Source organism: Croceitalea sp. MTPC5 (genome assembly GCF_036985505.1).
Taxonomy (GTDB): domain Bacteria; phylum Bacteroidota; class Bacteroidia; order Flavobacteriales; family Flavobacteriaceae; genus Croceitalea.
Map to the genome: position 1 here is coordinate 995,116 of NZ_BTGQ01000002.1, position 25,850 is coordinate 1,020,965.

A 25,850-nucleotide genomic window follows, 5' to 3' on the forward strand; every position below is an offset into this window, starting at 1 on the left:
ATTTTTGCTTATTTTCAACCGTTATATGGGAGAACAGATTTATATTATTATGGTAATTGCATTGGCCGTATTGGCAATTACCGACTTGGTAGTAGGTGTCAGCAATGACGCTGTAAACTTCTTAAACTCCGCCATAGGGTCAAAGGCCATCTCATTTCGTACCATCATGATCGTCGCCAGTCTGGGTATCGCTTTCGGGGCAATTTCTTCTAGCGGAATGATGGAAGTGGCCCGAAAAGGTATTTTTAATCCCACCGAATTTGTCTTTGCCGAAATCATGGTCATTTTCATGGCCGTCATGATAACCGATATTTTATTACTCGATTTTTTCAATACTTTGGGTATGCCTACCTCTACGACGGTATCCATCGTTTTTGAACTTTTAGGGGCGGCGGTGGCTATATCATTGGTGAAAATAATTGGTGTGGAAGGTAACCTCTCTGATTTAGGCAATTATATCAATACCGAAAAAGCTACCGAAATCATAATCGGTATTTTGCTTTCGGTATTCATTGCATTTACCATAGGTGCGATTGTACAATTTATTTCCAGGGTATTGATTTCGTTCGACTTTAAGAAAAGGCCCAAGTGGATTGAGGCTGTTTTTGGCGGACTGGCCATTACCGCCATTATCTATTTTATTTTGGTGAAGGGCCTTAAAAGTGCCGATATTTTTAGCCCGGCCGTAACAGATTTCGTCAGCAATTCCGCCGAACTCTTCCTTTTGGGAAATCTTATTTTTTGGATCTTCATATCTTGGGCATTTGCAGTATTTTTCAAATGGAGCATCTATCGGGTAATCATAGTACTGGGCACTTTCGCCTTGGCGATGGCTTTTGCCGGTAATGATTTGGTAAACTTTATCGGGGTCCCTATTGCGGCCTTGCAGTCTTTTCAAGATTGGCAAGAATCGGGTATTGCGGCCGCTAACTTTAATATGAGGGGGTTGACCACTGCAGTGCGTACCCCGACTACTTTATTACTGCTATCAGGTGGTATCATGGTCGTAACGCTATGGTTTTCATCAAAAGCCAAGAGCGTCGTAAAGACAAGTGTCGATTTGGCGAGGCAAGACGAAGGGGAAGAACGTTTTCAACCCAACTTTTTATCAAGGCAAGTGGTGAAGCTCAGCATAGGCGCGTTTGAAAGCTTTTCTAAAATCGTTCCTCCGTCGTTAAAGGGTAAAATCGACAGGCAATTTGAAGTACCCTACAACTATGTCCCCAAAAGCAAAGTACAGGATATGCCTGCTTTTGACATGGTCAGGGCAGCCGTAAATCTAATGGTAGCCAGTGTTTTGATATCGATAGCCACTTCAATGAAATTACCACTTTCAACAACTTATGTGACCTTTATGGTTGCCATGGGTACTTCGCTTGCAGATCGAGCTTGGGGTGCTGAAAGTGCCGTATATCGGGTTGCGGGGGTCTTGAATGTAATAGGTGGATGGTTTTTTACCGCATTCAGCGCATTTACCGCGGCAGCTATCATAGCCTACATCTTACATCTTGGGGGTTTTGTGGCCCTAGTCGTTCTTTTGATAATAGCAGCGAGTCTACTATTGCGCAATTATATGGCTCACAACAAAAAAACCAAGGAAATAAAAGCCGAAGACAGTTTGAGAAGGGCCGAAAGCAGCTCGATTCAAGGTGTAATAGAAGAGAGTGCCGATAATATCGCGAATATGATCAAGCGTAGCAACAAAATTTACACTGGCGCGATAAACGGCTTGGCCAAACATGACCTTGAAGCATTGAAGAAAAATACCAAAGGGGTTTCTAAAATGTCAAAAGAAATCGAGGGCCTTCAGAATAACATCTTCTATTTTATTAAAAATTTAGATGATTCAAGCGTAGGTGGGGCAAGTGATTTTTATATAAAACTCTTAGGGTATTTACAAGATCTGGTGCAATCTCAAGAATTCATTTCAAAGATTGGCCTTACGCATGTGAACAATAACCATAGAAAGCTTAAATACAACCAAATAAAAGAACTGAAAGACCTCGACCAAAACCTTGAAGCGTTGTTCAATAAAACCATGGATGTCTTCCATGATCGTTCTTTTGAACATATCGGTACAATTTTGGCAACCCAAAACACCTATTTTGAATTGGTTGATGAAAAAATCAAAAAACAGGTCGCCCGAACAAGAACAGAAGAATCAAGTCCGAAAAACACTACCTTGTATTTTTCCATCTTAACAGAAAGCAAGGATATTATAAAGGTGCTTATGAATGTACTGGAACTGTATTATACCGAACACGATAGTTCGGTCGCACCTGCAAAAATCAGCAAAAGCTAGATCTTAATGAAGACCTCTTTACCGTGTATCGTGTTTCTTTTACTTACCTCGGTAGCTAACAGCCAATCGATTTCAGGTTCTGAGTTACTTGAAAAAGCCATTGATTTTCATGACCCGAACGAGAAATGGAGTACGTTCAGCAGTGCTTTTAAAGTTACGATGCAAACACCAAACTCGTCAGAACGACTTAGTATCATCAGGTTGGATATACCCCGACAGTCATTTGTTCTTGAGGTCTCAAAAGATGACGATTCTTATGCATTCATAGTAGAAGGGGACTCTTGCAAAGTATCACTTAACGGAAAAACAGAGCTGACCGAAGACCAGAAAGCGAAACATAGATTGAACGAAGAAAGGGGGTTTATGTATCGAGATTATTATACGTACCTCTATGGGTTGCCAATGAAGTTGAAAGATGCAGGCACTTTAATAGACCCTATAGTGAAAACAAAGGAGTTCAAGGGAAAAAAATACTTGGTCCTTCAAGTGGACTATGATGCGAGAGTTGGTGAAGACAGGTGGTATTTTTACTTTGATCCACAAACCTACGCCATGAAGGTTTATCAATTTTACCATGATGAATCTAAAAATGATGGCGAGTATATTCTTTTGAGTGGCCTTGAGGAAATTGGCGGGATCAAAATGCCAAAAACAAGGGCTTGGTACTACAATAAAGATGACAACTACTTGGGTACTGATATTTTGACCCCAAACTAAGTAGGTAAGGAAACCAACTCGAGGGTTACCTCGTACAGTTTTCTTTTTTCCATTTTTGCTTTTAACCATGCAAAGAAGCTCATTACGAAAATATCTTCTTGTTCCCTACCGATCCAATCAAATGAGTGCTCTACCTTTTCCATAAAAACTTCTGAGGTTACCGCCATCGGCCTATCATAGTATTCTTTTACCAAACCCATGAAAATAAGTACCCGTTGTTCACCAACATCTTTTAGTAATTTACCGAATCGCCTTGAAAATCGTTGCATACGATTTAATACCAAATCGAGTTTGTCCAATTCTATCAGTAGTAAGATCTCAATGCTGTTCTTTTTCAGTACCCAAGGCCAATCCATTTTTTTGAGGTACCAGTCATCAGTATGCTTTAAGGTGTTCAACAACCGATAAGCTTTTTGGTATTCTTCGTTTAAGAAGAAACACATGACCAACAATAGCTTGTTGTTCAAAGAGGTATCCGTCGTATTGCATAATAGATCAATGGCCTTTTGAATATTTCCCGTGTAGGCCTCATTCAAGGCCTTTAACCGTGCTACCCTTCCACTAAATACATTTTGAAGGTGTTTTTTACTATCGCCCAAAACCTCCTCGATATAGCCAACCTGTACTTTTGAGGTCTCAAAGGCCTTGTTCCGAAAATCGGTTGCCGCCATGAGGTAGGCAATGTTCAAGTAATAATACATATACTTTTCGGTCACTTCACCCTTTTGTTTGACCTTGGCGAACAGTGTTCGCATAAAAGGTGAAACCGTGTAAAAGTCCCGTTGCAACTTCGCTGAAGTGGCAGTGATCTCCATGAGTTGATAGAGCGACTTATAGGTCAACCCTTCGGTGATTTCCAATTGAAATTCAGAAAATGCGTCAGAAATAATGGCACTTACCGAAGCCGTAGGGTTTTGTCTGAGTTCCAATTTGATCTTGGCATATACCATGTTCAATTGCATATCTTGAACCAAAAGCTGATGATTACGTTCAGAAGCCGCAATCAGTTTTGTTAAAACCCATTCTTGATTTAAATGGGCATACTGTATCTTGGTGTGATGTATCTCATTTAAAATAGCGTAGTTATCGGTCTCTAAAGCTTTCGCCTCTGCTTTTCGTATTGTTTTAAATGCGATACGATACAATTTTTGTTCAAAAAATATACGGCTTGCCAATAAGAATTTCATGGCTTCCAATTCTAAAGAAGTTTCATCTGCAAAGCTATTGCTGGCCACAAAATCAACCAAGGTATCCATAAGTCGTTTGCTAAGGGCATGAAGGGCTCCTTTTGAGGGTTTTCCATAAAGCGCGATGTCCAAGTCCTTGGTCTGACCACTTCCTAAAAGACGTAGCAATTCTAAGTTTTTAGTATCTCCACGACGGTTTCTTTTTCTTAAAAATGACGCAAATTCCTTTTTTTCCGTAACTGAGAATACACTGTAGACATCATAAAAATCACTCATTTAATCATCATTACTTTTGAATATATACAATTGTTTATCAATACTTTAATATTATAAATATAGTATTAAATCATAATATTTCAATAAATATTGTGTTGATTTGACCTTGCGATACGCTGCATATTTGCCCCATAATTCAATTAAAAAAGTAATTATGGACAATCAATCATTTTCAGAAAAGGAAAAGCCGATCTTTCAAAAAAAAGAGCATAAAGAAAAGTTTGATCTACGACCAACATCCGCTTTTATTTCAGCCTCTTGGTCCGCATTATTTATCGGAATGGTGTCATATTGTATCGGTCTTTGGAACGCCAATATGTGGCTTAACGAAAAAGGATATTATTTTACATTACTGCTTTTCGGGCTATTTTCTGTGGTCTCAGTGCAGAAAAGTGTGCGTGACCGCCAAGAGGGGCTGCCTGTAACCGATGCCTATTATGGCATTAGCTGGTTCACGACCATAGCCTCGATCCTATTGTTGGTCATTGGCCTTTGGAACGCCGATATGGAGTTAAGCGAAAAAGGCTTTTACGGAATGTCTTATTTATTAAGCTTATTTGCCGCAGTAGCCGTACAAAAGAATACTAGGGACATCAAGTTTTTAGAAACTAAGGAAAGTGAACTCTAATAATTATGGTAAGCCTTGCCCTCTATAAGGGCAAGGTAATTTTTATTGAACCATTATAAAATACCATACCATAGACCGCAATGTAGGTACCCATTTAGAACGACCCAATGAACCCAAAATTAGAAAGAGCGCTCCCTGAACTTATAGAAGCTCAGGTAATCACCTCAGATACCGCTCAAAAAATCACGGCGTACTATCTCGCCAAAGAAGAAGCCAAGCCAAATCGCCTGTTTACCATTTTTGGGGTTTTGGGAGCACTCTTAAGTGGCCTAGGAATCATTCTTATCATTGCACACAATTGGGATGGAATGCCCAGGAACCTGAAAACGGTTTTTGCCTTCTTCCCTTTGATCATTGGGCAAATTGCCAGTACTTATAGCTTTATTAAAAAGAAAGGCATGGCTTGGATAGAGTCTTCAGCAACCTTTTTGGTGTTAGCTGTCGGAGCGACCATCTCATTGATAAGTCAGATATACCACATTCCAGGCGACTTAAGCGAATTTCTTTTGATATGGATTGCGATAACCGCACCACTTATTTACTTGCTTCGTTCAAATAGTACCGTTATGCTTCACCTTATGCTAATTACCTGGTATGCCTGTGACCTTGGCTATACCTACAGGGGTGCTATGCCTTGGTGGTACCTTTTACTATTTGCCTGGGTGATTCCGTATTATATCAGGTTACAAAAACAGGAAACAAAAAGCAATATTGTCGGTATACTCAACTGGCTTTTGCCCTTAAGCCCCATTATTGTCTTAGGCACTTTTACAACTGGGGGCAACTTATCTTTCTTGATGTATCTCGGTTTATTCGGACTACTATACAACCTAGGTGAACTTCAGCTATTCAAGAATCAAAAGCTACGAAGAAATGGATATACCGTTTTAGGCTCATTGGGCACTAGCTTCATGCTAATGCTATTGACCTTTGAATGGTTTTGGATAGATGCCATTCAAGATTCTTATACATCAGTAGAAGTCAGCATTACAAGTGTCCCTTTTTTGATGGCGCTAATGACCTTGGTATACTTACACCTAAAAAAACATACAAAAGGCTTCAATCTCTTTCAATATGCGTTTATAATCGTAGGTGCACTATACTCCACTCATTATTTTGGTTACGTACACAGTGTCGTTTTAACCAATATCTTGGTCGCAACACTAGGATTATTTACAATTAGAATCGGTATTCACAAATCAAGTTATACCATTTTGAATTATGGCTTACTTATTATCACGGTGCTTATTGCATGTCGATTTTTTGATTCCAATTTAGATTTTATATTCCGTGGTATAGTATTTATTTTGGTAGGTCTTGGTTTCTTTTTCACCAATTACCTACTGCTCAAAAAACAACGCGGCACTGCTTTGCAAGACAACCCAAAAACAGAAGACCATGCGTAAACTACTTACAATAGCGCTATTTATAGTATTTGCGGCACAACTATTGGTGCCGGCACAAATGATTCACCAACAAGAAAATACCCTAATTACGGGCACTTCTTATAAGTTCAAGACACGACCGATCGATCCGACAGATCCATTTCGTGGAAAATATATCACCTTGAACTATGAACTGAACTCATTTCAAACCGATGAGGACTGGAGTAACTACTCAGGCAATGTTTTTGTGTATCTTACCACCGACGCAGAGGGGTTTGCAATGGTGAAAAGGGTAAGTAAAACCCCCTTGGATTTTGATGAAGACTATATCATCGCAAAAAGTAATTATAACTATGGTAAGACCGTACAGTTCAATTTGCCTTTCAACCGTTTTTACATGAACGAATACAAAGCATATGACGCCGAAATTTCGGTTCGCACGGCACAAAGGGATACTACTAAAATCTGCTACGGGCTTGTGTATGTTAAAGATGGAACTGCGGTTTTAGATAATGTTTTCATCGATGATATTCCCATCCAAAAATTTGTGAACGAGTTTCAAGACCTTAATTGATCGTAAACCATTTGCTTACCGATAAAAATTCATCTCGTCAAGGTATTTCCAGACCCTAAAAGGCAGTAAAGGTTTGATATTCTTGCCTTTGGCATGTTGCTTTCGAATGAAAGTGGAAGAAATTTCCATGATCGGGGCATCAACTTTATTGATTTTAGGGTGCCCTTCAAATTGATGGGAAACCGTTCCCGTCGAGATTCTAGGATAGATGTATAAAGCATAATTTTCTAAAATAACCTCATAATTCTTCCACTTGTGGAAGCCCTTCAGGTTATCTTCACCCATGATAAGGGAAAAATTATATCCCTCAGGATATTTTTCTTCAAGGTGAATCAAGGTGTTTATCGTATAATTAGGTTGCGGCAAATCAAACTCGATTTTACTAGGTTTGAGTTTGGGGCAGTCTGTTGTTGCCTCTAAGACCATTTGATAGCGATGGTGATTATCGAGCAATGACTTTTTCTGTTTAAATGGGCTTTGAGGGGTAATCACGAACCAAACCTCATCAAGGTCAGAGAACTCGACCATATGGTTCGCAATGGCCAAATGCCCAATGTGTATCGGGTTGAACGTACCAAAATAAAGTCCTACTTTTTTCATCGGTCTTACTCCTTCATAGGTCTTGAAGCACCAACATAATCCGCTACCATCTGATGGGCTTCCTCCAATGCCGTATGCAGATCATAGTTTTTGATGACTCTATCGAATTGCGGGGCCGTGGCCAATTCGACTGAAGCCTTGGCCACGCGCATATTGATCTTATCGTCGCTTTCAGTGCTGCGCTTTTTGAGTCTGATCTTCAATTCATCGACACTAGGGGGCTTTACAAAGACTGCAAGCGTCTGCTCAGGAAACTTCTTTTTTATCCGTAGGCCCCCAACGACATCAATATCAAAAATCACATTTTTACCCTCGGCCCATAAACGCTCTACCTCGCTTTTTAAAGTGCCGTAGAAACTATCTCGATAGACTTCTTCCCACTCTAAAAAATCATCTTGCTTAATGTGTTTTTTAAAGTCTGAAACACTAATGAAATAGTAATTCTCCCCATCTTTTTCCTCTCCCCTAGGTAGACGTGACGTTGCAGAGACCGAAAAGGCCAAATTCAATTCCGGCTGTTTTAAAAGATGGCGCACTATGGTGGTCTTTCCGCTACCCGATGGTGCTGAGAATATGATAAGCTTACCTCCTCCTTTCATAAGAAACAAATTCAAGTTCAAGTATCAAGTTCAAAAGCATTGGTATTGATTTAACATAAAAACTACTTCGTTTGCAAGATAGTTTTAAAGCACGTTGAGCATCTGTTCTTTTATTTTTTCTAGTTCGTCTTTCATTTGTACCACTAATTGCTGCATTGGCGCGTAATTGGCCTTAGAACCGATTGTATTTATCTCGCGGCCAATTTCTTGAGAGATGAACCCCAGTTTTTTTCCGTTGGAATCATTTGAACTTAAAGTTCCCTCAAAGTATTCTAGATGATTGGCCAATCGTACCTTTTCTTCTGTGATATCGTATTTTTCTAAATAATAAATCAATTCTTGTTCGAAGCGATTGGCATCCAACTCTACTTTCAAATCGGCAACTGCTTTTTCTAACCGTTCCCGAATGGTCCCCAGGCGTTCTTGGTCCATTGCCTTCACTTGGTCTAAGAGATCACCTAATGTTTTAAGGCGATTGCGGAAATCATTCTCAAGCACTTTTCCCTCTTCGGTCCTAAATGTATTGATAGCATTCAAGGCCTCGTTCAAAGCCTCTTCAATAGCCTTGTATTCTTTTGGATCTATATCGTTTTTGTCCGTTTTTAGCGTATCGGGCATTCTAAGTGCCAATTCGAGCAACTTTACCGAATCGCCATCAGCAATTTCACGCAATTGTTCCATATAATTCCTTACCACACCCGAATTGATTTCCGCACTGGTATCCTCACCTGTAATTTCGACATAAAGACCAAAATCAACCTTTCCTCGAATCAAAACGTCTGCGATGCTTTTACGCAAGTTCAGCTCTTTGTCCCTAAATGCTTGTGGAATTCGGGCATTGATATCAAGATTCTTGCTATTGAGTGATTTTAGTTCTACGGTAATCTTTTTTGATGGCAGCTGTACCACATGCTTACCATAGCCGGTCATGGACTGAATCATAAATATTTCGAAGTTTTGGCAAAGGTAGGCAAAACGGGGTTTTCCTTTTTATCAATCCAATTCCCTCACCCAAATGTTTCTGTAACTGACACGACTGTTGTCGCGATGATCCTGCAACTGTATGGGCGCTTTACCGTGAGGTATATTTTTTGGCCAACCAATATATTCGGTGGTCCCTTCCAATTCATAATGGTCTTGGATCAAGACCCCATTGTGTATCACCGTAATCGTACCTGATTTCATTTTTTTACCGCTCATTCCGAACTCGGGGGCATGAAAAATGATGTCATAAGTATTCCACTCTCCTGTGGGTCTTGAGGCCATTGCCAGAGGAACTGACTGTTTATAAATAGCCCCTACCTGACCGTTCACATAGGTATCATTGTCGTTATTATCTAAAATCTGCACCTCATACCTGCTTTGCAGAAATACACCACTATTCGCCCTATTCTGGCCATCAGCTTTTACTTCGGCGGGGGATTTCCATTCCAAGTGCAATTGTACACTACCGAAATTTCTTTTGGTTTGAATAAACCCTGCTTGGTCCTTTACAGTCATGCTACCATCTTTATTGAGATGCCATTGCACCGCCGTGCTATCGGCTACATGTACCCATTCATCAAAACCACTGCCGTCAAAAAGAATGATGGCATCACTCGGCACCCCGTTCCCATTGACCGTTACCTTCGGTGGAACGGGCTCATAAACTTCAGTGGCCTCGGGCTTGGTGGGTTCTTCACCAACATATTTTTCAGCGGCCACAGTTTGTTCAGTATCTTCTGCACTTTTGGTTTTAACCTGTTTACAGGCATTTGATACGGTCAAAGCAGCAATAAGGATGAAAAAGATTTTTTTCATGAAATGGTTTTCGAAATAATACTATTCGGTTAATTCAATACGTGCATAAGATGACAACAAGGCTTAATAACTACTACATGAGCAGCCTTCGTATTGCAAACTTTATACTTTGTTAGAGTTCTTTTACTTTAATATTTCGATAGGCCACGATATCGCCGTGATCCTGCAGACCAATTTTACCGGTGGTATAGTTTCCAAATCCTTCCCAATCGGCAAATTTTGACTTGGCTACCATGGCATCCCAGGCTTCACCATGTACAGGGAATTCCACGATTTTCTCCCCATTGAGTACTACGCTCCCCGCATTGGTGTCATGGTCAATCGTTATTACACAAGTATTCCATTCTCCTACGGGTTTCACCACATCTTTACTTGGAGCGATCATGTCATATAAGGCTCCTGCTTGATGCGTAGTGCCATTTTTTGCATCGGGGTGGGCGATATTATCCAAAACCTGTATTTCTGGTCCAGTTTCGTACGGTTGGCCATATTTCGCATCCTCATAAACCCCCCAGAATATTCCACTATTGCTTCCTTCATTTACCTTCCACTCCAATGACAATACGAAATTGGTGTATTCCTTATCCGTAACAATATTATAACTCTCACCATTTCGCCCTTTTGGTGGGTAGAATACCATGGCGCCATCTTCCAATTTCCAAACATTGGATACTTCATCACTTAAGTATCCATGCCAACCGTCAAATGAACTTCCATCAAAAAGGACTTGCCAGTCATTTGACACCTTTTCAACGTTTTCTTCAACGGCGAGTTCTTCTTGAACCACCTCTTGTTTTTTAGTTTGTTTGCAAGCGAAAAATGATAACGCCAGTGCAATTACGGTCAACTGTTTCATAATCCTAATATTTTTCTGAGTTCGTCTTTGTCAATCTCTGCGCCTGCAAAATCATCGAATGTTTTCTGTGTTGCCTCAATTATGTGGTCTTGAATAAACTTGGCCCCTTCCCTTGCCCCTTGTTCAGGGCTTTTTATACAACACTCCCATTCCATTACCGCCCAAACATCACAACCGTATTGTGTTAGTTTAGAAAAAATCGTTTTAAAATCGATTTGGCCATCTCCTAAAGAACGGTACCGACCGGCACGATCACCCCAGTCATTATATCCCCCAAAAGCCCCTTTTTTTCCTGTGGGATTGAATTCAGAATCTTTAACGTGGAATGATTTTATAAATTCATGATAATGATCGATATAACTGATATAATCTAGCTGTTGTAGTACAAAATGGCTTGGGTCATAAAGTATGTTTACACGTTTATGGTTTCCGGTTGCCGCTAAAAAACGCTCAAAAGTATCCCCATCATGCAAGTCTTCACCAGGATGGATTTCATAGCAGACATCGACCCCTTCTTTATCAAAGTGGTTTAAAATGGGCATCCAACGCTTCGCCAATTCCTCAAAACCCATTTCGACCAAACCTGCTGGCCGTTGTGGCCACGGATGCATCGTATGCCAAAGCAGTGCCCCTGAAAATGTGGCATGGGCGTTGATACCCAATCTACGACTGGCAGTGGCTGCCTTTTTTACGGTTTCAACGGCCCAGGCGGTACGTTCTTTGGGTTTTCCCTTCAGTTCATCAGGTGCAAAATTGTCGAACATCAAATCATAGGCAGGGTGCACCGCGACCAGTTGCCCCTGAAGATGGGTTGATAGCTCGGTAATCTCAAGACCATAAGAATTTACCTTTCCCTTCAATTCATCACAGTAATCTTGACTCTCTGCGGCTTTGTCGAGGTCGATTAAAAACGATTCCCAAGTAGGAATCTGAATTCCTTTATACCCCAAATCAGCGGCCCACTTGCACATGCCGTCCAAAGAATTGAATGGTGCCTTACTATCTACAAACTGCGCCAGAAAAACAGCTGGTCCCTTAATTGTCTTCATTTAAATTGGTTTTTGATACGATACATCCCTACAAATTTTAGGAATAATCAACTATATTTAAGAAATAAATTAATTTATCTGAATTTTCGCTTTACATAGCCATAAATATAGCGATTAGATAAGAACTAAATAACTCTATTGTGAATCAAAATACTGTTTATGATGCCATTGTGGTCGGAACCGGAATCACGGGTGGCTGGGCAGCCAAGGAGCTTTGTGAAAATGGATTAAAAACACTGGTCTTGGAACGAGGCCCAATGGTCAGACACATTGAGGACTATAAAACCATGCATGACGATCCTTGGGATTATAAATTTCGAGGGGAATTGTCAAGGGATGATAAGAAAAAATACCATAAACAGCTTCGGGTAGGATGGGCACCTACCGAAGATTCTAAACACTTTTTCGTCAATGACCTTGAACATCCGTATCAAGAGACCAAACGATTTGATTGGATACGTGGGTACCAAGTCGGGGGACGTTCACTTACTTGGGGGCGGCAAAGTTACCGATGGAGTGATATCGATTTTGAAGCCAATCTAAAAGATGGTATGGGTGTCGATTGGCCCGTTCGTTACAAGGATATTTCACCATGGTATGATAAAGTGGAACGTTATATTGGGGTCAGTGGCCAAAATCTAGGATTGAGACAGTTGCCTGATGGTAAATTTCTACCTCCCATGCAACTCAGCTGTGTCGAACAGGATCTGCAAAAGGCAATCGACGATAAATTCGAAGACGATCGACTACTTACCATAGGCAGGGTCGCCCATATCACTGAGAATACTACCGAATTTAAAGGCAGGGGACCTTGTCAATATCGAGATCGATGCTGGAGGGGATGTCCCTTTGGAGGATATTTCAGCAGCAACTCATCAACCTTGCCTGCTGCCGAACGAACCGGAAATATGACCTTACGGCCAAATTCAATCGTACATGAAGTAGTATATGACGAAACGACGAAAAAGGCAACCGGGGTCAAAATTATTGATGCTGAAACCCATGAAAAATTGGAATTCAAGGGGAAAATTGTTTTTCTATGTGCTTCGGCCATGGCCTCTGTAGGTATTCTATTCCAGTCAAAATCAAAAAGCTTCCCGAACGGAATAGGCAACAATTATGATGAGTTGGGCCGAAATATAATGGACCATCATTATGCCCTGGGTGCCAATGCAAGCACTGGGGAACATAGTAATAGGTACCATAAAGGACGAAGGCCCAATGGCTTTTACATTCCACGGTTCGTAAACCTTGACGAAAAAACCAAACGCAAAGACTTTTTAAGGGGGTTCGGCTATCAAGGCAATTCAAGTAGAAGCGATTGGTCAGAATCCATAGCAGAGGCCGGTTATGGCAATAACTTAAAAGCTGCAATACTCAAGCCGGGTAATTGGCAGATAGGGGTATATGGCTTTGGTGAGATGCTGCCCTATCACGATAACCGGGTGACCTTAAGTCGCGATAAAAAAGACCAATGGGGTCTGCCACAGCTTGACTTTGATGTGGAGTTCAAAGAAAACGAATATAAAATGCGGGAGGCCATCAAAGAAGAGGCCGTAGCGATGTTAAAGGCAGCCAATTTCGAAAATATAGAACCCTATGATAAGGAAACCGGCCCAGGACTTGGTATTCATGAAATGGGTGGTGCACGTATGGGGTGGAATCCGCGGACTTCGGTAGTGAACAAACACAATCAAGTTCATGATGTACCGAATATTTATGTGACCGATGGTGCATTTATGACCTCTGCGGCATGTGTCAACCCATCATTGACCTATATGGCATTCACCGCCCGTGCAGCCAACCATGCCGCAGAGCAGTTCAAATTAGGAAAATTCGCTTAATCAATCAGTACTTAAATGGATAACGCTTCGGCCAGGAACCTCTGGGGGGACTTTTTAGACAAACACACTGAATTTGCTTTTGCAAAAGCCCCTGAAGTAGGGTATTTTGGCGACAATGAAAACGATGCCAACACCCTTGCAGAACTGGCGGTAAAAGAAATAAAAAGGGCCACCTCGCCCTCTTTATTGGGTATACAGCTTCGAGAAGAGCCCCTGCCAAAAATCGATGATTTTTTTATCGTTACCGATTGGGAAGGTACAGCAAAATGCATTGTCAAAATCACTTCTGTAAAAATGATGCCCTATTTTTCAGTCCATGCGGAACACGCACGACTAGAAGGGGAAGGCGATAAAAGCCTTGAATACTGGAAAAAGGTTCATTGGGAATATTACACGCGTGAACTAGCGGAATTCAATCGTAGACCACTTGAAAGTATGATCGTTGTTTTTGTGCAGTTTGAAAAAGTCTTTTAAAAAGAAAATGGCCGCTTAAAAGCGGCCATCCTATATTTGAGGCAGGTTCAGGATAACCGCTAATCCAACGTTATCCAAACGTTTCCTTGTTTATGTGATGCCACGGTGCTTTCAATAAAGTTCATTCCGCGCACACCGTCGGTCATCGTAGGGAACTCCCCATCATTGTACTTTTCGCCACGTATGGCCTTGGCCGCACCTAAATAAATATTGGCCATGGAATCAAAGATACCCTCAGGATGGCCAGGAGGCAACTTTGTACCTGCCAATGACAATGCCGAATTGTAGGCATGACCGGGCTTATAGATTTGCGTAGGTTCCGTATCGCTCATCTTATACAGAAAATTAGGGCGCTCTTGTTCCCATCTGAAAGCTCCCTTTTCGCCATATATCGCTATGGCCAAGCCATTCTCTTCCCCTGTTGCGACCTGGCTAGAACGGATTACCCCCTTTACATGGGTATCCATTCTCACCAAAACGGTGCCATCTACGTCCATTTGATTGTCTTCGTACAAATAATTGAAATCACAAAGCAACGATTTTACTTGTAGCCCTGTGGTGTACTCCAAAAGGTTGAAGGCGTGTACCCCAATATCGCCCATACATGAACTGATACCTGCCTTTGTGGGATCCAATCGCCAAACAGATGAACGCTTTTCTTTGTCATGTATGATCGGATTGATCCAGCCCTGATAATATCTCGCATCCACTTTATGGATCCTTCCCAGTGCACCGGCCTTTATCATTTCACGCATTTGACGTACCATAGGGTAACCGGTATACGTGTGTGTCAACGCAAAGACTTTTCCTGATTTTTGATGTGCCGCCTCCAATTCCTTCGCTTCTGCATAGTTCATGGTCATCGGTTTCTCGCAGATTACATGAAACCCGTTATCCAATAGTTTTTTCGCCATCGGAAAGTGCAGGAAGTTCGGGGTCTGTACCGAACAGACCTGAATACGTTCGTCTTCTGAAAGTTTTAGTTCTTCTTCGATAAGCGTATCAAAGTCTTTGTAAATTCTGTTGGTCGGTATATCGATCTCTTTTGCAAAGTCAATACTTTCTTGAAGTTCTGGACTGAATACGGCGCCCACGATTTCATAATTGTCATTGATGTGTGCCGCAACGCGATGCAGTACTCCGATTAGGGAATCACCTCCGCCCCCTAAAATTCCTAGTTTTATTTTTTTTGGCATTATTTTGATTTTCTGATGATAATTCAATTAAGGGTTACTCTATGCAGGTTCTTGATGGATCCTGCTTTTTTCGATTCGCTTTCGTAACACGAATAAGATTCCGAATAAGACTACCAAAGTTAATGGAAAATAGACCATAAAACCCAGTACGGCCCTACCGGCCTCGATATCTGCCAGTTCACCGACAAGGCCCGTATTGAGGGCATTTGCTTTCTCAGCATCTAGCCGAGAGCCAATAATGGGGTTCCAAATTGAGGTGGCGAACATTCCTGCCCCACCCATCAAAGACATTCCTAAAGCACCCGTCTTAGAGGTATATTCTGAAGTAAACCCGATCATAGTAGGCCAGAAATAACAGACCCCCAACGCAAAGAGTGCAGCGGCCACATATATCATTCCCCCCTCAGAGATGCTCATAAAATAAATAGCGGTTGCCGTAATGATCGCAGACATGAACAGCACTCCTATCGGATTTAATCGATGTACGATCGGGCCGGCAAAAAAACGCCCTAAGGCCATGATACCGGTGACCAAAGCCAAAACCAACATTGGGCTAGCCCCTGATTTACCTAAAATGGTCTCTACCCACTGCTGTGGGATAAATTCAGAGGTCGCCGTTAAGGTCATACAGACCAACATAAAGATAAAGAGCGGATTGCCCAGCGCCTTGATATTAGAAGAGGTATTGGATTCGATATTCTCGCTTTCAGGAAACTTCTGGGTGAATACCAAAAAACCGTAGATCAAGGTCGGAATCAACATGGTCGCAATCTGCAATTGCCACCCAAGACCGGCATCGGTCATAAATTTTGATACCAAAGAACCTATCACCAACCCACCCGGAAACCAAACATGGAACTTATTCAGCATGGCGGTTCTATTATTGGTATACATATCGGCTATCATCGGGTTACAGGCTGCCTCAACAGATCCATTCGCAAAACCGATAAAAAAGGTCGAAATGATCAAGGTCCAAAATCCACCGGCATAAATGGTCAATACCAATCCTAAAAGATGGCAGACAAAAGCGGTGATCAATAGTTTTTTGGGCCCAAGGGCATTGTATAACAATCCCCCGATGAGCATCGCCAACGGAAAGCCTAAAAAGGCCATACTATTGATGTAGCCAAGCTCTGTATTGTTAATTTCAAAATCAATACCGAGCTGTGTCAATATACCGGCCCTAATTGCGAATGTCATTGAAGTTACAACGAGTGAGATACAGGCTGCAAAAAAAAGTTTGTTTTTGTTAATATTCTCCATCTATCATTTATTTAATTAGCAAAGTTGGTCATTGTTTGTATTCAATTTTTTCGTTTTTAAAGGTAAAGGCAAAAATCAAGAAGACGAGAAATGCAAACCCTGCGGGATACATCCAAATGGTCTGCCAATAATGCGCTCCTTCCTTTAAAAGATATAAATCCGTAATCTTTCCTGCAATCCAAAAACCGATCAGCATACCTACCCCATAAGTAGCTAGGGTAATCAGTCCCTGCGCTGCGCTTTTGTATTTTACACCTGCTTTTGTATCGGTATAAATCTGTCCCGAGACAAAAAAGAAATCATAGCATATTCCATGCAATGCAATACCGATCAACAACATAAACGTGAGTTCATCAGGATTGCCATAGGCGAACAACAAATACCGTACCGTCCATGCGAACATTCCGGCCAGAATGGTCTTTTTAAATCCGTATTTGGTAAAAAAGAGCGGTAGCAGCAGCATAAACAATACTTCTGAAATCTGACCTATGGTCATCATTCCCGCAGGGCCAATTTCTGAGCCAAGCAGTCCTATGGAAGCTCCGATCTCGCCTAAAAACTGCCCCGCATGTTGGTAATAAAAAGCAAGGGGAATGCAAATCAGCACAGAGGTGATAAAGAATACCAAATAATTACTGTCCTTTAATAATTTTAGCGCGTCCAACCCTAAAATCGAGGATATGGATACCTTATCTTCTTTTGATACCCTTGGCGGCGTTTTCGGAAGTGAAAAACTAAAGACCCCCAAAATGGCAGACGCAATAGCCGTCATGAAAAAGGTGTTCTTCAGTGCACCATTTTGAATACTTTCAGGAGAATCCCACTTGAAAAGGATGCTGATAAACAACAACCCCGCCACGATCCACCCAATAGTACCGAATACCCTTATGAAGGCAAACTCTTTTGACGGGTCTTTCATTTGGTTGAACGACACTGAATTGACCAGTGCCAAAGTGGGCATATAAGCAATCATATACCCAAAAACGTATGGAACGAATGTTGCTATGTCAGCTGCATTGGCCATTTGGTACATCAAAATGGCGCCTATTAAATGCAAAATCCCCAAAATTCTTTCCGCATTGAAATAACGGTCAGCAATAAGTCCGATGATAAAAGGTGCTACTATAGCACCCCAAGATTGACTTGAATAGGCAAATGCAATATCGGCACCACTTGCCCCTAAAGTAGTTGGCAGGTAAATTCCTAAAGTCACGAACCATCCTCCCCAAATGAAGAATTCCAAAAACATCATAAAAGATAATTGAAACTTGGTTTTTGTATTCATGATGAAGGCTTGTATTATCTTTTATAAAAAATGTAATCCAGTTTTTCAGGTGCGATGCCATTTGTCCTGTAACCTGCCAGTATCTGACCTCTATGATGTGTGGAATGATTGATGATATGGAATAGAATATCTTTCAAATCATTGGCAAAAACACGCCCCTCCGTAGTTTCATAATCAATACGCTTATTAAAATCATCGGTATTTCTGATAATCTCAAAAGTCGTTCTTTGATTTTCGTAATGAATATCTTCCCAATGTTTGATATCATGAATATGCCAGACATCATATTCATGCTTAACGCCTTGTACTCTTCTATTCCAAATATGATGGGCGTTTAAGAGATGACTGAAAAGTCTAGTACTATCTTTAGGAATATCCTTAAGCGCATGGGCTTGCTCAATGAGCTTTTTATTGCAAAAAAAATTATAGTCAAAAAGTTGATTAAAAAACACTTTCATACGCTTGTAGACTTGATACTTGAGCTACTTGGCAGCTTTTAAAAGTAAATTTTTCGTAGCCAATATCCCCGCTTCCTCGCTTAAAACATTCCCCTCATACTCAACACCGATATAACCGGTATACCCTGCATCTTTTACTATTTCAAGGATTCTGGCAAAATCGATCTTGGTTTCGTTTCCATCTTCATCAAAGTCATAGGCTTTGGCACTTACGGCCTTGGCATGCGGCATTAATTCGGCAACACCTTGATATTTATCATATTCCTCAATGCATTTTGACTCATAATAATCCCCCGACTCCCTTTTGATACAGAAATTACCAAAGTCTGGCAGGGTGCCACAATTTTCCATACCGACCTGGGTCATCACGTTTGCCAACATGGCTGCATTTGATGAAAGCCCTCCATGATTCTCGACAATGATATTGATATTTTTATCCTTTGCATAAGTGGCCAATTGTGTCAGTCCGTCAACGGAAGCCGTCGTCCAAGCCTCTGGTTCTTGAACACCGTTCAGGTTAACCCTGATTGAATGGCATCCCATTGCTGCTGCCGCATCGACCCATTTATGATGATTCGCGACCGCAGCTTTTCGTTCGGCTGCATCGGCTGCCGCCAAATCGCCTTGACGATCGATCATGATCAGTACATTCTCCAAATCATATTTTTCGGCCTCAGCGTTACATTTAGCAACAAAATTTTGCATTGCTTCTTCAGAATATTCCGCTGCTTCCAATTCATCTTTATACAGTTGACTAACGTATTCCAAACCTGAAAAACCCCAATTTTTAGCTTTCTCCGCAAACGTATAAGGGTCTACACCACCTTCCCTTATCATTTTGTTGATGGACCATTGTGCCAGGGATAATTTGAAAAATGGAAGCGTTTCAGTACTTGTTTGAGATGTAGTATCAACCGACTCCGCTTCGGCTTCTTTCTTTACTTGCTTACAAGAATAAGCGCCAAAAACGGAAAATGCCACCCCGGCTTTTGCGCTATTTTGAACAAATTTTCTTCGATTCATCATGATGGTTTTGTGGTTCAATGGTTAGGATATATGCGATTTACTACAACGTTATAGTGTCAAATTCTCAATAAACATGGGGATTAAATGTAGAAAATTAATTTAATATTTAATACATTTAGTGAATAAACAATTCGTGAATACATGGGTAAATTTTATTACAACGAAGAACAAGAATCGTATGACGCGATTGTTGTAGGAACTGGTATTAGTGGAGGTTGGGCCGCTAAAGAGCTTTGTGAGAATGGACTCAAGACCTTGGTACTCGAACGAGGCCCAATGGTAAAGCACCGAGAAGACTATCCTACGGCCAATATGGACCCATGGGATTTTCCGCATTCGGGGGAACCAACCAGGGAGGATCTTGCTAAGCAACAAAAACAAAGTAGAACGGGGTATACCACCAAAGCAGCATCGAAACATTGGTTTGTAAACGACCTCAAACACCCTTATAACGAGACCAAGCGTTTTGATTGGATGCGTGGCTATCATGTCGGTGGCCGTTCCATTATGTGGGGTAGGCACAGTTATCGATGGAGCGATATTGATTTCGAGGCCAATAAAAATGATGGAATTGCCGTAGACTGGCCGGTTCGGTATAAAGATATTGCACCATGGTATGACAAAGTAGAGTCTTACATTGGCGTATCAGGTGAACTATTGGGGTTACCACAATTGCCTGATGGTAAATTCGAGCCGATGATGGAACTTAACTGCCTCGAAGACCATGTCAGGGGCAAAGTGGCCGAACATTTTGATGGAAGGGTAATAACGGCTGGTCGTGTTGCCCATATCAATAGTGATAAAAAGTTTGAAGGTGACGGTCGTGTGCGTTGTCAATATAGAAATCGTTGTATTCGTGGGTGTCCTTTTGGGGCTTACTTTAGTAGTGTATCATCGACGCTACCTGCGGCAGAACGTACCGGCAACATGACATTAAGGCCAGACTCCATCGTACATCAGATCATGTATGACCCAGACACGAAAAAAGCTACCGGTGTCAAGGTCATAGACCGAGAGACCAAAGAAGAGTTTGAATTTAAGGCCAAAGTGGTTTTCTTGTGTGCCTCTGCCATTGCCTCTACCGCAATTTTGATGCAATCGAAATCCGATAGTTTTGAAAATGGGTTGGGCAACGGTTCCGATCAACTGGGCAGGAACATTATGGACCACCACCTTGGTGTAGGTGCCTCAGGTAAATTTGATGGTTTTGAAGACAAATATTTCAAAGGCAGAAAGCCCAATGGAATTTATGTACCACGCTTCAGAAACTTGGGAGGAGACTCGAATCGTAAAGATTTTATTAGGGGTTACGGCTATCAAGGCGGTGCAGGACGTGGCAATTGGGAAGACATTGTCGCCGAGACCTCATTCGGTAAAAACTATAAAGACGCCGTTCTGAAACCTGGTGGATGGACCTTCGGTATGGGCGGATTTGGGGAGGTACTGCCCTATGAAGATAACCGTATGACCCTCGATTATGACAAACTGGATGAATGGGGACTGCCAACGGTGACCTTTGATGCTGAATTTAGGGAGAACGAATGGAACATGCGTAAGGATATGAAAGATCAGGCCGCGGAAATGCTTGAAAAAGCAGGTCTTCGCGATGTAGAGCAGTTTGATCGACCTGGCGCATTGGGTCTAGGTATTCATGAAATGGGTACAGCACGTATGGGACTTGATCCGAAAACATCGGTATTGAATGGATACAATCAAGTACATGCCTGTAAAAATGTTTATGTTACCGATGGAGCCTTCATGACATCAGCGGCATGTGTAAACCCCTCATTAACTTATATGGCCTTTACGGCTAGGGCGGCCAACCATGCGGCCCAAGAACTTAAAAAAGGAAACATCTAATGAAAAGAAGAACTGCACTCAAAAATATGGGGATGGTGTTTGGATATGCCGCCGCCACCCCGACACTACTAGGATTAGTACAAAGTTGTAAGGAGAAAGCCCATTATGCCACCTGGGTACCCAGTTACTTTGAGAAGGACAAAGGATACGCCCTAGCACAAATGGTCGATGTCATATTGCCGAAAACCGACACTCCATCTGCCACTGAAGTCAACGTTCACGTATTTATCGATGAATTTGCAAAAAGCGTACTACCAGAAGAGCAACAGGCATTTATGAAGGTGCTTATGGACAAATTTATGGGCAAGGTACTCGGTGATTCAGGTAAGGAATCCCTTATGGATATTGAGGGGGTTGATTTTGAACCCGCCCTAACAACCTATTTAAAAAAGCGGTCTGATGAAGATGAAGCTTCTCAAGAAGAGGCCATTGGGGCTTATATGGAGGCAAGGGCTGCAGGAAACACCTCAGATTTAGATGAAGATGTGGCCTGCTTTGCATTCGCTACCAATGTGCGTGATATGGCGACCTGGGCCTATAAATCATCAGAATATGTCGGTGAAGAAGTCTTGGCTTATCTACCCATTCCTGGGGAATATATCGGTTGTGGCGATGTCGATGAGTTGACACAGGGCAAAGCATGGTCTTTATAGCTTGAAATAACAACTAACGACCAAAAGCCCTTTCTTTTTTAGAAAGGGCTTTTCAGTATAGGCTTACCAAGCTTTAAATTCATATTACTTCTTTAATGAAGTATAATAAATTATCCAGTAAACAGCACAGGATATATGGTTTTAAAAATCATCTTGTATTATGGAACTCAGGCTTTATTTGCTTTAGCCTTAAAAAAAGTGTAACAAAATGTTCCTCCACCATTGGAAGTACCATACAAGTCCTCGATACCAGAATCGAGCTCATTTCTTTCAATAATACCATGTGCTAAGACCTCTTCAGAAATACCTCTTATCATAGCCGTGAAAGTGTTCTTTATAAAACCCTCAAGTAGTTCGGGTTTTGAGTCATCAACATATACTTGACGCGGAGAAACTTTAATACCAGTGAATCCTGCGTTATCGAGTATAGGATATAACTCCCTTCCTATGTTCGCGTTACCGCCCTTTTTCTCTTGAAGTATTACTTGCGCTTGAACAGCTTTTCTAGCGTTTTTACTATCTGGATAAAAATAGGTTGAACCATGGTCACCCTCAATTATGGTTATTGTTCCGTTAGTTCTCAGAACCCGTTTTAATTCTTTCAAGGCGTCCGTAGGACGGGTAAGATGCTCTAGAACGAAACAAACAAAAATATGGTCAAAATAACCATCTTCAAAAGGGAGTTCAAAGATGTCGGCACAATGAAAACGAACGTTTCCTATATTTTCTTTCTTGATGGCTATTTTTGCTTTTTCAATGGAAGAAGAAGAAAAATCAACACTGACGAATGACGTCCCAGAATTCATAGCGGCAATGATCTTCGTTTGTGATCCGACACCGCAACCAGCTTCCAGAACCAAAGAACCTTCCTCCCATTTCGAATCCCAATGAAGTATTTCCGAAATAGAACTGGCTTGATCGTTCAAACGAATCGTTTCCTCATCTGAATATCCATGTATATAATCTTTGATATTGTCTTCATTGATTTCATGGATTTTATGCTCCAGCATCTCAATTCTTTCCAAAATTTCTTTGCTTGCGTCCCGTAATTCTTTTCCCGAGGGGGTAAAGACCAGTTTATTCTTTACGCGATGGAAAATCCGTGTTTCAAGACGCATCTCTAGTTCCTTCAATTGATGGCTAAGGGCAGATTGGGTCAAATACAGTTTATCTGCTGCTTTCTTGAGCGTGCCTACCTTCTCGATGGTGTCTATAAGTTTCAAATGTTTAATTTCGATAAAACTCATTTGCCAATGCTTTTTAGGGCAAATTACGATACCACATCCGGAAATGAATCACTACAAATATGAAAAAAACTAATACTTTCGATGAGAATATTTTGAAGTCTAATACCTCAATCTGTTATAGAGACCAAACTAAAAACGTATTTCAAAAAAATATCCCAACGATTCTAAAATTACGTTTGGGGTATTTTAACCAATAAACACTATCACCTACCGAACAAAACTATAATCCGCACATTAGACAATCACCCTACGACAGCTAAACCTTCAACATTTGCATTTCTACATTTTAGCACTGCTTTGAGACGAGGCCAAAAGAAACGATTTCTAAGATATTAAGAGGATTTTTCCTTAAAAAAACCCAATAATTTGGTTTATATTGCCAAATTTCCTACAGCCTTCACATAATAATTCTTAATAAATATAGTTATTGACAAGTAAAATGTCCATTTTTTTATGGAAATTTGAATCAAACGAAAAAACTGTATAACAACTATTAACTGATTTTAAAATGTATAAAGAAATTTATTTGGTCGATGACGAAGACTTGGTAAATACTATCAATACCATACAATTTAGAAAGATGGGAATGGAAGAGCAGGTCAAAAGCTTCACAAATCCAGAACTTGCCCTTGATGACCTTCGTTTTCGTAAAAACAATGGGGATAGAACCTTGATACTCTTAGACATCAATATGCCAGAAATGAGTGGTTTTGAATTTTTGGAATTTATGACCCTAGAGGATTTTCCTGAAAATAATGAGGTTCTGCTCGTTACCTCGTCAGATTCAGATGTCGACAAAAAAGAGGCCAAAAAATACGACAAGTACGTCAAAAGGTTCATAACCAAACCTTTACAAATCAAACATTTAGAAGATTATCTTCAGAGTTCGTACCCAAATCCATAGAATCTCATCACTTTTATCAGTCGTCTATCCTGAGCGACCTCAAATGAAAAGAATTATAGTTCTTGTATTGTACCCTAACCTTCCCTGGGCACTTAGCTACATTGATCGTAATCCATATTTTAAAGATTATCGTTCAAGTGCTATTTATGTAAAATCTACCTAAAAACCAATCGTCAGTGTACTATGGAACTCACGAAAGACGGCACGGCACTCGTTCGAAAAGATAGAAGTGATATAGCATGGGCCGTCAATGTAGCGTATCAGCTTACCTTTTTCAATGCGCCCTTTGAGCGGCAGTTTATCGATGATTTTAAAATAACCCCTACCCTCGGAATGGACCTCAGCAAAGTTGACGAGCACAACGTCTTCTTTAAGGCATGCCGAATGGGTTATGCTGCTGCATTTGAAGGTCAATCCATAGTCTACCAATCTACAGTGGGCCAAGCTGGGAATGAAAAAATCTTTGAGTTCTCCTTTCTTCCCTTTTGCGATATTTCTGGTACCGTAATCGGATGTTCTGCTTGGCAGAAAGATATTACTGAAGAATCGAAAGCAATATCGCTGCTTGAGGATCGCGACCAGAAATATAATGAAGCGCAACAAATTGCGAATGTTGGCCATTGGAACTGGGATATCCTAAAAAACGAAATTCGTTGGTCCGATCAGCTTTTCAGGGTCTTTGGGCAAGAGCCAGGTACTTTTGAGGCCACCTATGAAGCCTTGATGGAAATAATTCACAGTGAGGATAGGGCCGCCTTCAATGCCGATGTCGAAAGGGCCCTCAATGAAAAAGTACTCCATGATATCGTACACAGGATAAGGATCAAAGGTGATGAGATAAGGTACGTACACCAAAAAGGAAGGGCATTTTATGATGTTTCAGGAAAGCCGGTGCGTATGGCAGGAACAACCCAAGATGTAACCACGGAAATTCTTGCCAATCAAAAAATCGTTGAACAGAACTTAGAACTGGGCCACTTCGTTCATGTCATATCACATAATCTCAAAGGACCGATCTCTAACCTTTTGATGTTGTTGAGTATTTACGAATGGGGACGTGATGTCGAAAATGATACTTTACTCAAAAAGTTCGAAATAACGACCAAAGCACTTGACCAGACCATGAAAGACCTGAGCTTATCACTCTCCCTCAAAGAAGTAGATTCGGTAGAGTTCAGGGATATATTCTTTGAAAAAGCCATGGATGATGTTCTTGGTTTGCTTGCTGAAGAAATCGAAAGGTCAAATGCAAAGCTTCTTATTGACTTTTCAAAGGCACCAACGGTAAAGGGTATTAAGAGCTACGTGGTCAACATGCTGTACAATTTAATATTAAACGCAATTTCATACCGTGACAAGAACCGGGAGCCACTGGTTAAAATTTCGACCGTTTTAGAGACATCAACACTAATTTTGACCGTCTCTGATAATGGTATCGGCATGAACCTTACTCCTGAGCGTAGAAAGAAAATTTTTGATATGTATGGCAGACTAAGCGGTCAGACCAAAGGCAAGGGACTTGGGCTATATTTGGTAAAGACCCAGGTAGAAGCCATGAACGGCAGTATTACCGTCGAAAGTAAAAAAGGTGTGGGAAGCACGTTCGTATTAAAATTCGAAGTTTAATGTTCTGACCTCCAATAGAATTGTGGACAATGGTCATCAAA

At 41.1% G+C, this 25,850-nt stretch carries 24 protein-coding genes; 11 read left to right on the forward strand and 13 right to left on the reverse strand.

Translation table 11 applies throughout. The features are described 5' to 3' along the window. Positions 1-25: 25 nt before the first annotated feature. Both AACM45_RS09680 and AACM45_RS09685 read left to right on the forward strand, forming a co-directional pair. Entirely contained in the window at positions 26-2,302 is a 2,277-nt protein-coding gene (locus tag AACM45_RS09680) for an inorganic phosphate transporter (protein WP_339142397.1), read from the forward strand. A 6-nt stretch (positions 2,303-2,308) separates the two neighbouring features. Continuing rightward, complete coding sequence (locus AACM45_RS09685; RefSeq protein ID WP_339142330.1) at positions 2,309-3,019, forward strand: DUF6503 family protein; 711 nt, start codon at positions 2,309-2,311, stop codon at positions 3,017-3,019. Here the strand turns inward: AACM45_RS09685 and AACM45_RS09690 are convergent. Next, positions 3,016-4,482 (reverse strand): hypothetical protein, encoded by a 1,467-nt coding sequence (locus AACM45_RS09690; RefSeq protein WP_339142331.1) that lies wholly within the window; start codon positions 4,480-4,482, stop codon positions 3,016-3,018. The genes AACM45_RS09685 and AACM45_RS09690 overlap by 4 nt on opposite strands. 154 nt (positions 4,483-4,636) lie before the next feature. Between AACM45_RS09690 and yiaA the strand changes: the two genes are divergently transcribed. From yiaA to AACM45_RS09705, 3 genes are all read left to right on the forward strand, one after another. Beyond that, positions 4,637-5,110 carry an inner membrane protein YiaA gene (yiaA, locus tag AACM45_RS09695; RefSeq protein ID WP_339142332.1) on the forward strand — a complete coding sequence of 158 codons (474 nt, stop codon included), beginning with the start codon at positions 4,637-4,639 and terminating at the stop codon, positions 5,108-5,110. 107 nt (positions 5,111-5,217) lie between these two features. After that, positions 5,218-6,516 carry a DUF2157 domain-containing protein gene (locus AACM45_RS09700; RefSeq protein WP_339142333.1) on the forward strand — a complete coding sequence of 433 codons (1,299 nt, stop codon included), beginning with the start codon at positions 5,218-5,220 and terminating at the stop codon, positions 6,514-6,516. Continuing rightward, a complete protein-coding gene (locus AACM45_RS09705) occupies positions 6,509-7,069 on the forward strand; it encodes a GDYXXLXY domain-containing protein (protein ID WP_339142334.1) in 561 nt (186 codons plus the stop codon). Before AACM45_RS09700 ends, AACM45_RS09705 begins: the two co-directional genes overlap by 8 nt. A 15-nt stretch (positions 7,070-7,084) precedes the next feature. Here AACM45_RS09705 and nadD read toward each other — a convergent pair whose 3' ends face one another. From nadD to AACM45_RS09735, 6 genes are all read right to left on the reverse strand, one after another. Continuing rightward, complete coding sequence (nadD, locus tag AACM45_RS09710) at positions 7,085-7,669, reverse strand: nicotinate (nicotinamide) nucleotide adenylyltransferase (RefSeq protein WP_339142335.1); 585 nt, start codon at positions 7,667-7,669, stop codon at positions 7,085-7,087. Between the two features lie 5 nt (positions 7,670-7,674). Further along, a complete protein-coding gene (gene gmk, locus AACM45_RS09715) occupies positions 7,675-8,268 on the reverse strand; it encodes a guanylate kinase (RefSeq protein WP_339142336.1) in 594 nt (197 codons plus the stop codon). Positions 8,269-8,352: 84 nt separating this feature from the next. Continuing rightward, positions 8,353-9,210, reverse strand: a complete 858-nt coding sequence (locus AACM45_RS09720; RefSeq protein ID WP_339142337.1) for a YicC/YloC family endoribonuclease — start codon at positions 9,208-9,210, stop codon at positions 8,353-8,355. A gap of 51 nt (positions 9,211-9,261) precedes the next feature. Further along, positions 9,262-10,068 carry a 3-keto-disaccharide hydrolase gene (locus AACM45_RS09725; protein WP_339142338.1) on the reverse strand — a complete coding sequence of 269 codons (807 nt, stop codon included), beginning with the start codon at positions 10,066-10,068 and terminating at the stop codon, positions 9,262-9,264. 112 nt (positions 10,069-10,180) lie between these two features. Continuing rightward, positions 10,181-10,924, reverse strand: coding sequence for a 3-keto-disaccharide hydrolase (locus tag AACM45_RS09730; protein ID WP_339142340.1), 744 nt, complete (start codon positions 10,922-10,924; stop codon positions 10,181-10,183). Then, the gene (locus AACM45_RS09735) at positions 10,921-11,973 is read right to left on the reverse strand and encodes a sugar phosphate isomerase/epimerase family protein (protein ID WP_339142342.1); all 1,053 of its coding nucleotides are present in this window, start codon (positions 11,971-11,973) and stop codon (positions 10,921-10,923) included. Before AACM45_RS09735 ends, AACM45_RS09730 begins: the two co-directional genes overlap by 4 nt. Positions 11,974-12,113: 140 nt before the next feature. On the opposite strand from AACM45_RS09735, the gene AACM45_RS09740 reads away from it, so the two are divergent. Together AACM45_RS09740 and AACM45_RS09745 are read left to right on the forward strand one after the other, a co-directional pair. Then, the gene (locus tag AACM45_RS09740) at positions 12,114-13,817 is read left to right on the forward strand and encodes a GMC family oxidoreductase (RefSeq protein ID WP_339142343.1); all 1,704 of its coding nucleotides are present in this window, start codon (positions 12,114-12,116) and stop codon (positions 13,815-13,817) included. Positions 13,818-13,832: 15 nt separating this feature from the next. Further along, positions 13,833-14,291, forward strand: coding sequence for an ASCH domain-containing protein (locus AACM45_RS09745; protein WP_339142344.1), 459 nt, complete (start codon positions 13,833-13,835; stop codon positions 14,289-14,291). A gap of 59 nt (positions 14,292-14,350) precedes the next feature. Here AACM45_RS09745 and AACM45_RS09750 read toward each other — a convergent pair whose 3' ends face one another. Genes AACM45_RS09750 through AACM45_RS09770 form a run of 5 tightly spaced genes read right to left on the reverse strand, consistent with a single transcriptional unit; the run spans position 14,351 to position 19,516 of the window. Continuing rightward, complete coding sequence (locus AACM45_RS09750; RefSeq protein WP_339142346.1) at positions 14,351-15,487, reverse strand: Gfo/Idh/MocA family protein; 1,137 nt, start codon at positions 15,485-15,487, stop codon at positions 14,351-14,353. A gap of 39 nt (positions 15,488-15,526) precedes the next feature. Next, complete coding sequence (locus AACM45_RS09755) at positions 15,527-16,750, reverse strand: MFS transporter (protein WP_339142347.1); 1,224 nt, start codon at positions 16,748-16,750, stop codon at positions 15,527-15,529. A 28-nt stretch (positions 16,751-16,778) separates the two neighbouring features. Continuing rightward, positions 16,779-18,035 carry an MFS transporter gene (locus tag AACM45_RS09760; protein WP_339142349.1) on the reverse strand — a complete coding sequence of 419 codons (1,257 nt, stop codon included), beginning with the start codon at positions 18,033-18,035 and terminating at the stop codon, positions 16,779-16,781. Positions 18,036-18,049: 14 nt separating this feature from the next. Then, the gene (locus AACM45_RS09765) at positions 18,050-18,493 is read right to left on the reverse strand and encodes a DinB family protein (RefSeq protein WP_339142350.1); all 444 of its coding nucleotides are present in this window, start codon (positions 18,491-18,493) and stop codon (positions 18,050-18,052) included. A gap of 24 nt (positions 18,494-18,517) precedes the next feature. Next, complete coding sequence (locus AACM45_RS09770; RefSeq protein WP_339142351.1) at positions 18,518-19,516, reverse strand: sugar phosphate isomerase/epimerase family protein; 999 nt, start codon at positions 19,514-19,516, stop codon at positions 18,518-18,520. 144 nt (positions 19,517-19,660) lie between these two features. On the opposite strand from AACM45_RS09770, the gene AACM45_RS09775 reads away from it, so the two are divergent. Beyond that, positions 19,661-21,379, forward strand: coding sequence for a GMC family oxidoreductase (locus AACM45_RS09775; RefSeq protein WP_339142352.1), 1,719 nt, complete (start codon positions 19,661-19,663; stop codon positions 21,377-21,379). Further along, a complete protein-coding gene (locus AACM45_RS09780; RefSeq protein WP_339142353.1) occupies positions 21,379-22,032 on the forward strand; it encodes a gluconate 2-dehydrogenase subunit 3 family protein in 654 nt (217 codons plus the stop codon). Before AACM45_RS09775 ends, AACM45_RS09780 begins: the two co-directional genes overlap by 1 nt. Before the next feature lie 167 nt (positions 22,033-22,199). Here AACM45_RS09780 and AACM45_RS09785 read toward each other — a convergent pair whose 3' ends face one another. After that, complete coding sequence (locus tag AACM45_RS09785; RefSeq protein WP_339142354.1) at positions 22,200-23,279, reverse strand: methyltransferase domain-containing protein; 1,080 nt, start codon at positions 23,277-23,279, stop codon at positions 22,200-22,202. A 508-nt stretch (positions 23,280-23,787) separates the two neighbouring features. On the opposite strand from AACM45_RS09785, the gene AACM45_RS09790 reads away from it, so the two are divergent. Further along, a complete protein-coding gene (locus AACM45_RS09790; RefSeq protein WP_339142355.1) occupies positions 23,788-24,183 on the forward strand; it encodes a response regulator in 396 nt (131 codons plus the stop codon). A gap of 183 nt (positions 24,184-24,366) precedes the next feature. Further along, on the forward strand, positions 24,367-25,809 hold the full coding sequence (locus AACM45_RS09795) for a sensor histidine kinase (RefSeq protein WP_339142356.1): 1,443 nt from the start codon (positions 24,367-24,369) through the stop codon (positions 25,807-25,809). The last annotated feature ends 41 nt before the right edge of the window (positions 25,810-25,850 follow it).